The following is a 14,968-nucleotide window of genomic DNA, read 5'->3' as shown; positions in this document are numbered from 1 at the left end:
AAGTGAAGGGGCTAATCTAGATTCGGCCGTTGGCTTGGCGCAGGCGTTTGACGAAACTCTCAGCGTCGGTTTCGCCAACAGTGCGGAGATCTTGCCATTCTTCGCCATTGGGAGCGAATAACTGCAGTGCCGGTGGGCCGAACAGCTGGTAGCGGTCGAGCAGGGCGCGTTGCTCGGCATCGCTACGCGTTATGTCGAAGCGCACCAGTCGGTAACCGGTCAGTTGCTCACGCACGGCGGGTGCTGCCAGCACTTCTCGTTCAATTACTTTGCAACTGATGCACCAGTCGGCGTACCAATCCAATAGCAGTGGTTGGTCGGCATTTTTTGCTGACAGCAGAGCGGCATCCAGAGCAGCTGGTGTATCCACGGTCTGCCAGCCGGCGTTAGCGCCGGTCGGAAGTACTGCATTGGCGTCCAGCTGACCCAGCGGTCGCAGCGGATCGGATTGACCTTGCAAAGCGCCGAGCCAGGCGCTGACACCGTAGACCAGTAGTGCCACACCGAGTAGTTGGGCGAGCCTTTGCCGGCCGGACTTGAGGGTGAACTCCAATGCACCGAGCCAAATCGCGCTGCCAACTGCCAAAAGGCCCCACAAGGCCAAAGTCACTGGAGCGGGTAGCACGCGTTCTAGCAGCCATACAGAGACAGCCAGCAGCATCACGCCGAAAGCTTTGCGCACACCGACCATCCAGGTGCCAGACTTGGGTAGCAATGCTCCGCCGCCGATGGCGAACAATACCAACGGCGCGCCCATGCCCAACCCGAGGGCAAACAGCTTAAGGCCGCCACCCAGTGCGTCGCCGGTGGTGCTTATGTAGAGCAGTGCGCCGACCAGAGGGGCAGTCACACAGGGCGAAACCAGCAGGCTCGACAGTACGCCGAGCGTGGCGGCGCCCAACATTGAACCCCCGCGGGCCTGGCCGGCTAGGAGATCTAGTCGTTCGGTGATAAAGCGCGGCATGCGCAACTCGAATACGCCGAACATGGCCAGAGCGAAAACAGTGAAGAACATCGCAAAGGGCACCAACAGCCACGGTGACTGCAGGCGCGCTTGTAGGTTGAGGCCAGCGCCGAACATGCCCATTAGCGCACCAAGCAGGGCGAAGCTGGCAGCCATGGGGAGTACGTAGGCAAGCGATAGGCGTAATCCACGCGTTCCGCCGAGTTGTCCGCGTAATACCACGCCAGACAGAATTGGCAGCATCGGTAGCACGCAGGGTGTGAAAGTCAGGCCCAAGCCCGCCAGGAAGAACAGCGCCAGACTACGCCAGTCAATGGCGACCCCTTGTTGCAGGGCTGCAATGAGGGGGGGATCACCTACCTCGAAGCTGCGAATCTCTGGCGGATAGCACAGCCCCAGATCAGCGCAGCCCTGATAGCTCACCTGTAAGGTGAACGGTGTGTTCTGAGGGTTATTAACGGGTAGCAGCAAGTCGGTAACGCCGTAGAACACCTCGACATCGCCAAAAAATTCATCGGTTTTCGGTTCGGCCGCGGGCCATTGCGGGGTGCCGATTGACACTTGCGGGTGGTCGCTGGTGAATGCGAAGCGATGTTTATAGAGGTAATAACCCTCGGCATTTATGAAGCGCAGGCGGACGCTGTCCTTACCGGCTTCCAACAGGTCGAGGCGGAAGGCCCTGTCTACCGGAAGGAAATCCTGGCTGTTATTCAGCGGAGTGCCGAACAGAGCCGACTGAGGACGCGAAGAATCAAATATCTCGGCGTTGGCTGGCAAGGTAAGCAGTAGCAGCAGCAGACACAGCAGGAGGCGGGACATGACCATCTCGCGGGCTAATAACGAAAAGGAGGTGAATTTCAGCTTGTTAACGGAGCCGGGCTTTTTGAAGTGCGGGCTGGGGATGGTCTCCGCTGCGATTCAGTGCATCGCAGGATGCCAGCCAGTACCAGCCCGCCCGGCGAGCTGCTATTAATTCGGGGCTTGTTCCAGCGGATAATTGGCAATGACCTTTTCTCGGCCAGTGCGAGTTATCCCGATCACCTGGTAGGGATGTTTGACGTCGCCATACTCCATGCCTGGTGAGCCAGCCGGCATGCCTGGCACGGCGATGCCCAGCAGGTCAGGGCGCTTGCGAAGCTCCAAAATCTGCGCAACGGGCACGTGGCCTTCAACGAACTTTCCATCGATCACGCCTGTATGGCAGGAAGCCAGACGCGGTTTCACGCCGAGGTCTTGCTTGACCGTGTTCATGTTGCGTTCGACGTGATCGCGGACTTCGAAGCCGTTGTTCTCCAGGTAGGTAATCCAGTCCTTGCAGCACCCACAGTTGGCGTCGCGGTGCACATCAATGATCAGGGGTTGCGCGGCCTGGGCGGCGCCACTTAGCAGCAGGGCGGCGAGCGCCGCGGTAGTCAGTGTTCTGGACATAAAAAACCTGTTTCCAATGGTTTGCTCACTTGCAACAGCAGCCACCGCTGCCACCGCATCCGGTTTTCCTGGCGGGGCTCGATGAGGCCGCCGGACTGCTCAGTTGGGCGGGGTATCCAGCATCACCCAGGGCGGCGACAAGCACATCGCTGTCGCACTCAGCGCTGACCCGCACACTGGCCGCTTGCAGATCGACGTCGACCTCGGTGACGCCTTCAACTGCGTTGAGCGCCTCGGTGACATGCAGGACGCATGAGCCGCAGCTCATGCCTTTGACACTCAATTCAACGGTGCTCATGACAATCTCCTTGCGAGGTTGCTGCTGGGGTTGAGGCAATTCTCAACCTTGCCAAGGTGGCAAGGTCAAGAGTTTCAGTCGATTGATACCTTGCGCAGTCTCAAGGCGTTGAACACCACCGAAGCGGAGCTCATGCTCATCGCCAGCGCTGCGATTATTGGTGACAGCAGGAGGCCGGTCAGCGGGTAGAGCAGGCCGGCTGCCAAAGGAATGCCCAGAGCGTTGTAAAGAAAGGCGAAGGTCAGGTTCTGGTGCATGTTGCGCACGGTGGCCACCGACAGGCTGCGCGCGCGCAGGATGCCGAGCAGGTCGCCCTTGACCAGCGTGACCTGGGCGCTGTTCATCGCCACATCGGTGCCGGTGCCCATGGCAATGCCGATATCGGCGCGCGCCAGGGCCGGGGCGTCGTTGATGCCGTCGCCGGCCATGGCCACGCGGTGCCCTTGCTGTTGCAGCGAGGCGGTCAGGCGTTCCTTGTCCTGCGGCTTGACCTCGCCGTGCACCTCCTCGATACCCAGTTCGCGGGCTACGGCACGGGCAGTCGTCAGGCCATCGCCGGTGGCCATGATCACCCGTATGCCGTCTGCCTGCAGGCGCTGGATCGCCAGTTTTGAGGTCGGTTTGATCGGGTCGGAAACCGCCAGCAGACCGGCCAGTACGTTGTCCACGGCCAGGAACATGATGCTCACGCCTTCGCCGCGCAGCTGTTCGGCATGCCCCTTGAGCGGGCTGGCATCCACGCCGGCATCATTCATCAGCGCGGTGTTGCCCAACTGCAAGTCGCGGCCGTCAACCTTGCCACGCACGCCGATGCCGGAGGCCGATTCGAAGGTTTCAGGCGTGCTCAGCGCAAGGCCCTGGGCACGGGCATGATCGACGATGGCGTGTGCCAGGGGATGTTCGCTGCCCTGATCCAGGCTGGCGGCCAGTCGCAGCACCTCGTCCCGCGTGAAGCCGGGCGCCGCCTCGACGCTGTGGAAAGCAGGGCGGCCTTCGGTGAGGGTGCCGGTCTTATCGACGATCAGAGTGTCGATCTTGCGCAGGTTTTCTATCGCGGCAGCATCGCGGAACAGCACGCCGCTGCCGGCCGCTTTGCCGGTGGCGACCATCACCGACATCGGCGTGGCCAGGCCCAGGGCGCAGGGGCAGGCAATGATCAGTACCGCGACTGCGTTGATCAGACCGAACACCCAGCTCGGCTCCGGACCCCACAGGCCCCATACCACGAAGGTCAGGATAGCAATGGCGATGACCGCCAGCACGAAACGCCCGGCAATGACGTCGGCCAGCCGCTGCATTGGCGCCTTGGAGCGCTGCGCCTGGGCCACCATCTGGACGATCTGCGCAAGCATGGTCGAGCTGCCGACTTTTTGTGCCTGCATCACCAGGCTGCCGTGGCTGTTGAGGGTCGCGCCGATCAGGCTGTCACCGGCGCGTTTCATGATCGGCACCGGCTCGCCGGTCAACATCGACTCGTCCACCGCGCTTTCGCCTTCCACCACCAAGCCATCAACCGGCACTTTTTCGCCTGGGCGCACCCGAAGCTTGTCGCCGCTGTGCACATGGGTGAGGGGAATGTCCTCTTCGCTGCCATCGGCATTGATCCGTCGCGCGGTCTTGGGCGCCAGGCCGAGCAGCGACCTGATCGCCGCCGAGGTCTGCGAGCGCGCCTTGAGTTCGAGGATCTGGCCGAGCAGGGTCAGCGAGATGATCACCGCTGCCGCCTCGAAGTACACGCCGATGCGTTCACCCTGCATGAAGTGGTCGGGGAATACGCCGGGCGCCAGGGTGGCGATCAGGCTGTACAGGTAGGCGGCGGAGGTTCCGAGGCCGATCAGCGTCCACATGTTCGGGCTACGGTTGATGAACGATTGCACGCAGCGCACGTAGAAGGGCCAGCCAGCCCAGAGCGCCACCGGGGTGGCTAGCGCCAGTTCGACCCAGTTCTGCGTGGCGCCGTGGAACGGACTGAGGGCATGCCCGCCCATGGCCAGCACGGTGACAATCACGGTGAACGGCAACGTCCACCAGAAGCGTCGAGAAAAGTCCCTGAGCTCCGGGTTGTCCTCTTCTTCCAGTTCGGGCATGACCGGCTCTAGGGCCATGCCGCATTTGGGGCACGTGCCTGGGCCGATCTGCAGTATTTCGGGGTGCATCGGGCAGGTGTATTCGGCGCCGTGATCGACGGTCGGCGTCTCGCCATGAGCATGCCCGGCATCCAGATATCTGCTGGGCTCGGCAGTGAATTTTTCCAGACAGCGCTGGCTGCAGAAAAGCAGTTGTTGGCCGGCGTGGCTGGTCTGATGCGGGCTGTCGGGTTTGACCGTCATGCCACAAACAGGGTCACGATCCGATGGGGTCTGAAGTGTGGGGTGTGGCTGATTGGCCTGAGACATTACCGCTCCTGTTAAACCCTGCGCGCACTCGGAGATATTTTATATAGAGTACCCGCGAACGGCTGACATTGGCCTGACCCAAGCATTACATTTCTGTAAGCCTGTGGCGGGTTTTCGCTCTCGGGTATCCGTGCATGCCGCCAGCATATGGCCCTATATAAATAATTAGTTAACTTACTAAGTTGTAATAATCGAATCAGCATGCCGTAAGGGTGATGCCTTTAAGCTATAGGCATCAACTACCCGGAGGTATTAATCATGAAAGGCCTGCAAAAAACGCTCACTGTTCTCGCTCTAACTATGGCTGCCTCTTTGGCGATGGCGACTGAAGGTGGCCATGAATCGCAGATGCGACATGATTATTCGGCGGCTGATGGCAAGCAGGTTCTAAATAAACTTCTTAAGGATGGTAAGGTTTTAAGCGTGGATTATAAGGGCAAGAGAGTTATGGGTCGCTCTGATGGTCGTGTACGGCCATATGAAATAAAGATTCGCACCCCCGATGGCGTCATTCATACTGTAGAATACCGAGGCGTGCCGGTTGGCATCAATAACGGCTGATTTTTTAAGGGCTAATTGCTGTCTTTGCCAAGGCTTGAGATTGCCCTGGCAAAGGCAGCAAGTTCGACTACGCAGCCATGCGTTCACATTCTTCAGCACACTTCATGCAAGCCTTTGCGCATTCCTGGCAATGATCCATCTGATGCTTGGCGCACTCTTCGCCGCAGGCCCGGCAGATCTTTGCACACAGTGCGCATAATTCTTTGGATAGCTGGCTCTGGCGACTCATAAGTCTGGCTGCCAGAGCGCACACGTCAGCGCAATCTCTGTCGAGTTCAATGCAGCGTGCCATGGCTCGGACGTTCTCTTCGCGTAGGCAAGCAGATGCGCAGCTTTCACACACAAGGGCGCAGTTAGAGCAAGCTTGGATGCAGTTATAAAACATTTTGTTGTCCATATATCCTCCAGAACTTCATGATTAGTTTTGAGCCTTAAGCGGGCAGAGGCTTTCATCAGCCAAGCCCACTCGATAGACCGGTCTGGAGTCCGTCTGTTTCGATGAGTTACATTACAATGTTGTAAGGTTGTTCGTGCGCTGCAGCTATCTGATATTAAATATGTTTTTCTTTGCTGCTATACGGTTTAGCCGGGAATTGCATATGGAAGCCAGTCACGTCATCTTTCGAGGTACACCAGATTGTGCCTTTATGGGCCTCAACGATGGATTTTGTGATTGCCAAGCCGAGGCCGGCATTGCTTGGGCTGCCCTCGCGCCGCGCTGGATCGACCCGATAGAATCGATGGAAAAGTTTGTCCAGGTGTTCTGGCTTGATCGTCCCACCAGGATTTTCGACGCTGAGGGTGACCGTCTCTTCCGTCCCGCTAATCGTTACCGAGATGCTTTCCCCGGTCGGGGTATAACGCAGTGCGTTGGATAGCAAGTTGGAGAGGGCTCTATTGAGCATCAACTTGTCTCCCAGTATCTCGCCTCTGCCTGAAGCTGAGAGGCGTATGCCGCGCTCTTCGGCCAGCAGGTAGTAATACTCAAGAAGCTTTGAAGTCAGATTGGAAAGTTCGACTGAGCCCTGTTCGGGGACTATCAATCCGTTGTCGGATTTTGCCAGGAAGAGCATGTCGTCAATCATGCGTGACATCCGCTTCAGCTCTTCCAGATTGGAGTAGAGGTTCTCCTCGTAAGCATCAAGGTCCCGCTTTCGGGTGAGCACTACCTCGGTGTGGGTCATGAGATTGCTGACAGGGGTTCGCAGTTCATGCGCGATGTCAGCCGAGAAATTGGACAGCCGGACGAAGGCATCTTCCAGGCGGCCCAGCATCGCATTGAAGGATAGAACGAGCTGCTGCAGCTCCAGCGGAACCGGCTCCAGCGGGATTCGCTCCTGTAACGACCGGGCTGACATTGATGTTGCGAGGTGGGTCACTTGCCGAAGAGGCCTCAACCCGCTTCGAACAACCACCCAGCCTAGAGCCGCACTGATCAGGGCGCTGATGACTAGCCCGGCAATGAACCATCGCTGCAAGGTCTCGAAGAAGTGCGCATGGCTCGTGACATCGAGAATCAACAGCGCTGTGAGGGGTTCGGACTTGTCAGCCACGGAAATTTGCGCGGTCATCCCTCGATACAGGTGCCCTGCATTCTGCCATTCCCACATGCTTTGCTCTTGCGCATGCCTGAAGCTTTCCGGGACATCGGCAGCCTTGGGGTCGGAAAAAAGTACCCTGCCATCACCGCTCAGGATGGTCGCCGCCAGATCATGATGGGCACCGAGCAGCGCTCGTAACTGCGGCAGTTCCTCGGTGAGGCTTGCGTCGCTGCGTGCGTTATTAAGGATGTGTCGGGTCGATTCGAGCTTCTCGACCAGGGCCTGTCGATCCAGCACTTCGAAGTGGTGCTGGCTGAGCACGTTGAAACTCAGGCCGGCCATCGTCAGAACCACCACCACTACTGACATGAACATCAGGCTCATGCGGGCGGTCAGCGAAAGGTGGCGCACGCTCATTCCGGCGCATCCATCATATAGCCCATGCCGCGCACGGTCTGAATCAGCTTGGGCTCGAAGTCGTCGTCTATTTTTGCGCGCACACGGCGCACCGCGACCTCGATGACATTGGTGTCGCTGTCGAAGTTCATATCCCATACCTGAGAGGCAATCAGGGATTTCGGCAGCACCTCGCCGCGCCGGCGCATCAGCAATTCCAGCAGTGCAAATTCCTTGGCGGTCAGGTCGATCCGCTTGCCGGCACGGATGGCGCGGCGTTTCAGCAGGTCCACTTCGAGATCAGCAATTTTCAGGGTGGTCTGGGTAGGGGAGCCATTGCCCCTGCGAAGCAAGGTCCTGACCCTTGCCAGAAGCTCGGAGAAAGCGAACGGCTTGATCAGGTAGTCGTCCGCGCCCAGCTCAAGGCCTTTGACGCGGTCTTCCACGCCATCACGGGCGGTCAGGAACAACACCGGCATGTCTTTCCCGGCTGCCCTGACCATGCGCAGCACCTCCCACCCATCCAGCCCGGGCATCATCACGTCCAGAATCAGCAGGTCATAGGTTTCACTCAACGCGTACTGAAGCGCATCTGTCCCGGTCATGACCCGGTCAACAGTGAATCCGGCTTCAGTCAGGCCTTGTTGCAGATACGCCCCGGTTTTGGGTTCGTCTTCAGCTACCAGTAATTTCATGCGTACAGACTCCGAAACTCGACAGCCTGAGTGTGCAGGCAATTAGTGCCCTCAACCAGAAGCTTACAAAAATGTAACGCCCGCTTCAGGTTGCCGACAGAACAGGGCGTTTAGAGTTTGCAGGGTATCGGTTGTGCTCACGATCCGGTGTGGCTCCGCACGGCGTTATGGCGAGTAGATTTTTTAGGCCCTCCTCATTGCTCCTTGGCCTTCACGGCGCCTTCGGGCGCCTTTTTTTCTGCTTGCGCCTTTTGCTAAAGAGGCGGGCCGAACGTTACACAAATGTAATTTCAGGGTAAGCCAGCCGGCAGGTCAGCCGTCCTACTCTTGGGTACTCCTCAATCACTTGAATGAGCTCCAGCCAATGAAAATTTATTCTCTTTCCCTTTTTTCCGCACTGGGTTTGGTTTTCAGCACGACTGCTGCAATGGCCGCCCCTGGCCATAGTCATGCGCTCGACTTTGGACAGCCGGGCGACGCGCAGGCGGTGGATCGCACCATTGAGGTACGAATGAGCGATAACGTCTTTGCGCTTGAGACGATTGAAGTCAAGGCGGGTGAGACGGTCCGTTTCGTGTTGCATAACGACGGAGCCCTGCTGCATGAATTCAACCTCGGCTACTCGGACACCCATGCCGCGCACGAGCAGGAAATGATTGCGATGTTTCGCAGCGGCATGCTTACCCCGACAGGTGCTCATGACATGAGTCATATGGCGGGTGAAATGGATGGCGGGATGACACACGACGATCCGAACAGTGTTCTGATCGAACCCGGCGCCCGCGAAGAGTTGATCTGGACGTTCTCGAAAACAAAGAATCTGGAGTTTGCTTGCAATATTCCGGGACACTATCAAGCGGGAATGGTCGGCAAGGTAGAGATACGTTAAGCGCCTAACGTAAAAGTACTGCCCCGCTTAATGAGTGGGGCATGGTTGTTATCTTGTAAGTTCGCTTATCAGGACTGATCAGCAAGTTTTTTGAGTTACTGCGTGCTTTAAATATTCATCAGGGCGCCACAAGCCCGAAGCTGGATTAAAACTACCAGCTCATCTAATAATTGGATGAAGAAATATGCATAGAAAACCCACAAGGCGGACCTTCATCAAAGGGTTAGCCGCAACTGGAATACTTGGTGGCTTGGGCATGTGGCGCGTGCCGGTTTGGGCGGTCACTAGCCCAGGACAAGCTAACGTGCTGACCGGTAACGACTTTGATCTGTTCATTGGTGAGGTTCCAGTAAACATAACGGGTGCGGCCCGCACCGCAATGACTATCAATGGTTCACTTCCAGGGCCGATCCTGCGCTGGCGGGAAGGAGATACAGTCACTCTTCGGGTTCGCAATCGTTTGCAGGAGGATACGTCCATTCACTGGCACGGCATTATCCTGCCGGCCAACATGGACGGTGTGCCTGGCTTGAGCTTCCATGGCATCGCTCCGGACGGCATGTACGAGTACAAATTTGATGTCAACCAGAATGGTACCTATTGGTACCACAGCCATTCGGGCCTCCAAGAACAGGCCGGAGTTTATGGTGCCTTGGTGATCGATGCGAAAGATCCCGAACCTTTCAGCTACGATCGTGACTACGTGGTGCTGTTGAGCGACTGGACCGACGAGAATCCGGATCGGGTCCTGGCAAAGTTGAAGAAGCAATCGGACTATTACAACTATCACAAACGCACCGTCGGTGACTTCATTGATGACGTGAGCGAGATGGGATGGTCCGCTGCTATTGCCGACCGCAAGATGTGGGCCGAGATGAAGATGAGCCCTACGGATCTTGCCGACGTCAGTGGCTACACATACACCTACCTCATGAACGGCCAGGCGCCGGACGGCAACTGGACGGGCATCTTCAAGCCGGGCGAAAAAATTCGACTGCGTTTCATTAATGCTGCAGCCATGACCTACTTCGATGTCCGTATTCCTGGTCTGAAGATGACGGTGGTTGCGGCTGATGGGCAGTACGTCAAACCGGTCAGTGTCGATGAGTTCCGTATCGCCGTGGCCGAAACCTACGACGTCATCGTCGAACCCGAAGACGAGCAGGCTTACACCATCTTCGCCCAATCCATGGATCGTACCGGCTATTCCAGAGGCACCTTGGCGGTTCGCGAAGGGCTGAGCGCGCCTGTCCCAGAGGTCGACCCTCGTCCGCTGATCTCAATGGCCGACATGGGCATGGATCACGGCAGCATGGATGGCATGGAGCATGGCTCTATGCAGAGCGGGATGGCCTCTATGGCCGGTATGGATCACAGCAAGATGGCAGGCATGGACCACAGCCAAATGGCAGGCATGAGCCATGGCAGCATGTCCGGTATGGATCACAGCCAAATGGCGGGGATGGACCATGGCACGATGCAGTCGCACCCTGCTTCCGAAACCAATAACCCTTTAGTTGACATGCAGACCATGACGCCGGCGCCAAATCTGAGCGACCCGGGAATCGGCCTGCGTGACAACGGGCGTCAAGTCCTCACTTACTCTGATCTTCGCAGCACCTTCCTCGATCCGGACGGCCGCGATCCGAGCCGCACCATTGAACTGCATCTCACCGGGCACATGGAGAAGTTTTCTTGGTCGTTCGACGGTATCAAGTTCTCTGATGCCGAACCGCTGCGACTCAAGTATGGCGAGCGTGTTCGTATCACTTTGGTCAACGACACGATGATGACCCACCCAATTCACCTGCATGGCATGTGGAGCGATCTTGAAGACGAGAACGGCAACTTTCTGGTGCGCAAACACACCATCGACATCCCGCCGGGTTCGAAACGTAGTTATCGCGTGACGGCCGATGCATTGGGGCGTTGGGCTTACCACTGCCACCTGTTGCTTCACATGGAAATGGGCATGTTCCGTGAAGTTCGTGTGGACGAGTAGAGGAGAGATTCAATGAGCAATTTGCTGAAACGAAAAGCGCTGTTTGGTGGTATCGCCGTGCTGAGCCTGGTAACCACCTTGTACGTCCCTGCCTCGATGGCAAATCAAGATCACAACGAGCATGCCCAGCACTCGGCTGAAACGCACAAGGGTGCTGGTGGCAAAGCGGCTCCTGCGTCGCAAGAAAAGACTTCCCAGATGAAGCAAATGGACCATGGCGCTATGGATCACGGTTCGATGAATCATGATGGGATGGATCATAAAAAAATGATGGGTGGGCATGGCGGCAAAGCCGAGGCAGGTTTGAACCATGATCACTAGGATCACGCGTCCTTCGTTCATAGCGCTGGCTGTATCGCTGAGCGCCCTCAGCGGTGGTTTCACCGCAGCTGCCGAAATGGACCATTCCGCGATGGGCCACGGCTCCATGCCCATGGACCATAGCCAGATGAATCATGGCTCTGTACCGAGCGCAATGGGAGGCATGGATCATAGCCAGCCAACCAGGGAGCGAACGTCGCAGAACCAGACTCCTGCGGCTGATCACAGCAAGATGGATCACGGCGCCATGCAAGGGCACATGGGTGAGATGGATCACAGCGCCATGGATCATTCCAAGATGAACCATGGCTCCGCTGACGCTGCGAGAGCGACCAGTCGTACGCCCATTCCGGTTCTTACGGACGCCGACCGGAAGGCGGCGTTTCCGCCGCTGCCCGGCCATCAGGTGCATGACAGCGCCATCAACAGCTTCTTTCTGCTTGATCGATTCGAATATCAGGATGCCGATGAAGGCAGCACCTTGGCTTGGGACGCCTCCGGCTGGCTGGGCGGTGATATCAATCGGGTCTGGTTTCGCTCGGAGGGGGAGCGCACCAACGGCGTTACCGAGGATGCTGAACTGCAGCTGCTTTATGGGCGCTCAATCGGACCCTGGTGGGATGTGGTTGCCGGCGTCCGCCAGGATTTTAAGCCGGAGTCACCTCAAACGTGGGCGGCGTTTGGCATTCAGGGGCTGGCGCTCTATGACTTCGAAGCAGAGGCTACCGCATTTATTGGTGAGAATGGCCAGACCGCAGCCCGCTTCGAGGGTGAGTACGACATTTTGCTTACCAACCGCCTGATTCTCCAGCCGACAGCCGAGGTGAACTTCTACGGTAAGAACGACCCAGAACGAGGCGTAGGGTCGGGGCTGGCCAATACCGAACTTGGTTTGCGTCTGCGCTATGAAATCGTCCGGCAGTTCGCGCCCTATATCGGTGTTTCCTGGAGCCGCTCCTATGGCAACACTGCAGACCTGGTGCGTGAGGAGGACGGGGATGTTTCAGAGGCGCGCTTTGTCGCTGGCATCCGGGTATGGTTTTGAGGGGGGGCGAGAGGGAGCAGCAGTTATAACTGCTGATGGCGGCGGGCGCGATTGATAGCGCTGAAGTGTTAGCCGGAGGCGACGTTGGCGTGGCCAGCGTCGGCGCTGATGATTTCTCATCATCTCTGAACTGGATGCTTCGCTCGCGATGGCACAAGATTGTTCTACTGATGACCTTCCAAGGAACATTCACGTGCCAGAGTTGGGTGATAAAGCGTTTGAGCTTGCTACGTTGAACGCGATAGATAAAGTCGCCTGAGCGCTCGGAGATGGGAGGGTTATCTCTCTGGCAAATAGCGTGCTCATAGGCGAGCGGTGTTCCAGTCGCTCGGCAGGTGAGCGTTATTCTTGGTTACCGGCCGTTTTACGAAATGCACTTCCAGGTGGACGTGCCCGATCCCATCGCCTGCGAGGAATGCGGCGTGCAGGGTGAGTTCGTACGGTTCGGCAAGCGTGACGTTCCCTATCGTGATCTGCCCATCCACGGCAAGCGGGTCACTCTCTGGGTGGTCCGCCGCCGATACACCTGCCGGGCCTGCAAGACAACATTCAGGCCCCAGCTACCGGAGATGGTGGACGGATTCCGTATGACACTGCGGCTGCATGAGTACGTGGAGAAGGAATCCTTCAACCACCCCTACACCTTTGTGGCGGCACAGACCGGCCTGGACGAGAAGACGGTGCGCGACATCTTCAACGCCCGCGCCGAGTTCCTGGGGCGCTGGCACCGCTTCGAGACGCCCCGCATCCTGGGCATTGACGAGCTATACCTGAACAAGCGCTACCGCTGCATTCTGACCAACATTGAGGAGCGAACCCTGCTCGACCTGCTGGCCACCCGCCGCCAGGACGTGGTGACCAACTACCTGATGAAGCTGAAAGACCGGCAGAAGGTCGAGATCGTCAGCATGGACATGTGGAACCCCTACCGGGCAGCGGTCAAGGCTGTGCTGCCCCAGGCCCGTATCGTGGTCGATAAGTTCCATGTGGTGCGCATGGCCAACGATGCCCTAGAGAGAGTGCGCAAGGGCCTCAGAAAGGAGCTGAAACCGTCCCAGAGCCGGACTCTCAAGGGAGACCGGAAAATCCTGCTGAAACGCGCTCACGAAGTCTCAGACCGGGAGCGCCTCATCATGGAGACCTGGACAGGCGCGTTCCCGCAACTGCTGGCCGCCTACGAGCACAAGGAGCGCTTCTACGGCATCTGGGACGCCACCACACGGCTCCAGGCAGAAGCCGCCCTGGACGAGTGGATAGCCACCATCCCGAAGGGCCAAAAGGAAGTCTGGAGCGATCTGGTCAGGGCAGTGGGAAACTGGCGCGAAGAGACCATGACCTACTTCGAGACGGACATGCCCGTCACCAACGCTTACACGGAGTCCATCAACCGACTGGCCAAGGACAAGAACCGTGAAGGGCGCGGTTACTCCTTCGAGGTGATGCGGGCACGAATGCTCTACACCACGAAGCACAAGAAGAAGGCACCGACTGCGAAGGTCTCTCCTTTCTACAAGAAAACCATCGGTTACGGACTGCCGGACTTCGCAGAGGAACTCAACTACGGAGTCGATCTATCAACCATCTGAGGGTGGTATCAGATTGATGGGGTGAAGGTGCCCCATCAACCATTAAATCCGTATACTGAATCGCCCCGGCTTTTGTGGAGGCCATTTCGTTTAAGTCAGGCCGCCATGGCCTGACCTGCTTGTTGCTGGTGGAAGTTTGCCTCAGCCTCCGCAGGCGGGATATAGCCGATTGAACTCAACAGGCGCTGGTGGTTGTACCAGTGCACCCATTTCAAGGTCGCCATCTCAACAGCTTCGCGGCTCTTCCACGACTGGCGGTAAATCAGTTCGGCCTTGTACAGACCGTTGATGGTTTCGGCCAATGCGTTGTCGTAGCTGTCGCCCTTGCTGCCAACCGAAGGCTCAATGCCGGCCTCTGCCAGCCGCTCGGTATAGCGAATCGAGACGTACTGGCTGCCGCGGTCGCTGTGATGGATCAGACCACCCGTACGATGTGGCTGACGGGCATACAGCGCCTGCTCCAGGGCGTCCAGCACGAAGTCGGTCTTCATGCTGGTACTGACTCGCCAGCCGACGATGCGCCGCGCAAACACGTCGATCACGAACGCTACATACAGCCAGCCCTGCCAGGTCGACACGTAGGTGAAGTCCGATACCCACAGCTGGTTCGGGCGGTCGGCATGGAACTGGCGCTGGACACGATCCAGCGGGCAGAGCGCCTTGTCGCCGGCCACCGTTGTTCGCACGACCTGGCCGCGCCTTATGCCCTGCAATCCAGCTAGCCCGGATTTCTCATGACCGCATAAACAAAAACGGCTGAAAGCCTTATGATTCTTGTCGCCAAACAAAGCCCCATAAGTCTTCAGCCGCGCACAAAATGCTACCAGAAAAACTCCACTTTTCACC

Annotated in this window: 14 protein-coding genes; 6 read left to right on the top strand and 8 right to left on the bottom strand. The window is 57.9% G+C overall.

Annotated features, from left to right (window positions below):
* Positions 1 to 16 precede the first annotated feature (16 nt).
* The 4 genes from G7020_RS08855 to G7020_RS08840 all read right to left on the bottom strand — a co-directional run bounded on the left by G7020_RS08855 (position 17) and on the right by G7020_RS08840 (position 5,020).
* Complete coding sequence (locus tag G7020_RS08855; RefSeq protein ID WP_181083832.1) at positions 17 to 1,783, bottom strand: protein-disulfide reductase DsbD; 1,767 nt, start codon at positions 1,781 to 1,783, stop codon at positions 17 to 19.
* A gap of 150 nt (positions 1,784 to 1,933) precedes the next feature.
* Positions 1,934 to 2,392, bottom strand: a complete 459-nt coding sequence (locus G7020_RS08850) for a DUF411 domain-containing protein (RefSeq protein ID WP_003280447.1) — start codon at positions 2,390 to 2,392, stop codon at positions 1,934 to 1,936.
* Between the two features lie 25 nt (positions 2,393 to 2,417).
* The gene (locus G7020_RS08845) at positions 2,418 to 2,690 is read right to left on the bottom strand and encodes a heavy-metal-associated domain-containing protein (RefSeq protein ID WP_003280450.1); all 273 of its coding nucleotides are present in this window, start codon (positions 2,688 to 2,690) and stop codon (positions 2,418 to 2,420) included.
* A gap of 74 nt (positions 2,691 to 2,764) precedes the next feature.
* Positions 2,765 to 5,020, bottom strand: a complete 2,256-nt coding sequence (locus tag G7020_RS08840) for a heavy metal translocating P-type ATPase (RefSeq protein WP_376749776.1) — start codon at positions 5,018 to 5,020, stop codon at positions 2,765 to 2,767.
* A 324-nt stretch (positions 5,021 to 5,344) separates the two neighbouring features.
* On the opposite strand from G7020_RS08840, the gene G7020_RS08835 reads away from it, so the two are divergent.
* Entirely contained in the window at positions 5,345 to 5,647 is a 303-nt protein-coding gene (locus tag G7020_RS08835) for a hypothetical protein (RefSeq protein ID WP_181083828.1), read from the top strand.
* 67 nt (positions 5,648 to 5,714) lie between these two features.
* Here the strand turns inward: G7020_RS08835 and G7020_RS08830 are convergent, their stop codons facing one another.
* From G7020_RS08830 to G7020_RS08820, 3 genes are all read right to left on the bottom strand, one after another.
* Positions 5,715 to 6,044, bottom strand: coding sequence for a four-helix bundle copper-binding protein (locus G7020_RS08830; RefSeq protein ID WP_181083826.1), 330 nt, complete (start codon positions 6,042 to 6,044; stop codon positions 5,715 to 5,717).
* Between the two features lie 154 nt (positions 6,045 to 6,198).
* Positions 6,199 to 7,605 (bottom strand): heavy metal sensor histidine kinase, encoded by a 1,407-nt coding sequence (locus tag G7020_RS08825; protein ID WP_219852633.1) that lies wholly within the window; start codon positions 7,603 to 7,605, stop codon positions 6,199 to 6,201.
* Positions 7,602 to 8,279 (bottom strand): heavy metal response regulator transcription factor, encoded by a 678-nt coding sequence (locus G7020_RS08820; protein ID WP_003287667.1) that lies wholly within the window; start codon positions 8,277 to 8,279, stop codon positions 7,602 to 7,604. Before G7020_RS08820 ends, G7020_RS08825 begins: the two co-directional genes overlap by 4 nt.
* A gap of 364 nt (positions 8,280 to 8,643) precedes the next feature.
* Between G7020_RS08820 and G7020_RS08815 the strand changes: the two genes are divergently transcribed.
* From G7020_RS08815 to G7020_RS08795, 5 genes are all read left to right on the top strand, one after another.
* Positions 8,644 to 9,168 carry a cupredoxin domain-containing protein gene (locus tag G7020_RS08815; RefSeq protein ID WP_003287669.1) on the top strand — a complete coding sequence of 175 codons (525 nt, stop codon included), beginning with the start codon at positions 8,644 to 8,646 and terminating at the stop codon, positions 9,166 to 9,168.
* A 184-nt stretch (positions 9,169 to 9,352) separates the two neighbouring features.
* A complete protein-coding gene (locus G7020_RS08810; RefSeq protein WP_181083824.1) occupies positions 9,353 to 11,170 on the top strand; it encodes a copper resistance system multicopper oxidase in 1,818 nt (605 codons plus the stop codon).
* Between the two features lie 12 nt (positions 11,171 to 11,182).
* Complete coding sequence (locus tag G7020_RS08805; RefSeq protein ID WP_181083822.1) at positions 11,183 to 11,491, top strand: hypothetical protein; 309 nt, start codon at positions 11,183 to 11,185, stop codon at positions 11,489 to 11,491.
* Entirely contained in the window at positions 11,481 to 12,536 is a 1,056-nt protein-coding gene (locus G7020_RS08800; protein WP_181083820.1) for a copper resistance protein B, read from the top strand. The genes G7020_RS08805 and G7020_RS08800 overlap by 11 nt, the downstream gene beginning before the upstream one ends.
* Before the next feature lie 335 nt (positions 12,537 to 12,871).
* A complete protein-coding gene (locus G7020_RS08795; RefSeq protein WP_312904835.1) occupies positions 12,872 to 14,122 on the top strand; it encodes an ISL3 family transposase in 1,251 nt (416 codons plus the stop codon).
* Between the two features lie 95 nt (positions 14,123 to 14,217).
* Here G7020_RS08795 and G7020_RS08790 read toward each other — a convergent pair.
* Positions 14,218 to 14,968: IS3 family transposase (locus G7020_RS08790; protein WP_258189286.1), on the bottom strand; the 751-nt coding region annotated here is incomplete at its 5' end.

This window comes from Stutzerimonas stutzeri (assembly GCF_013522825.1).
Taxonomy (GTDB): Bacteria; Pseudomonadota; Gammaproteobacteria; order Pseudomonadales; family Pseudomonadaceae; genus Stutzerimonas; species Stutzerimonas stutzeri_AK.
The sequence above is the reverse complement of the archived record's forward strand: the minus strand, read 5'-3'. Positions and strand labels throughout refer to the sequence as shown.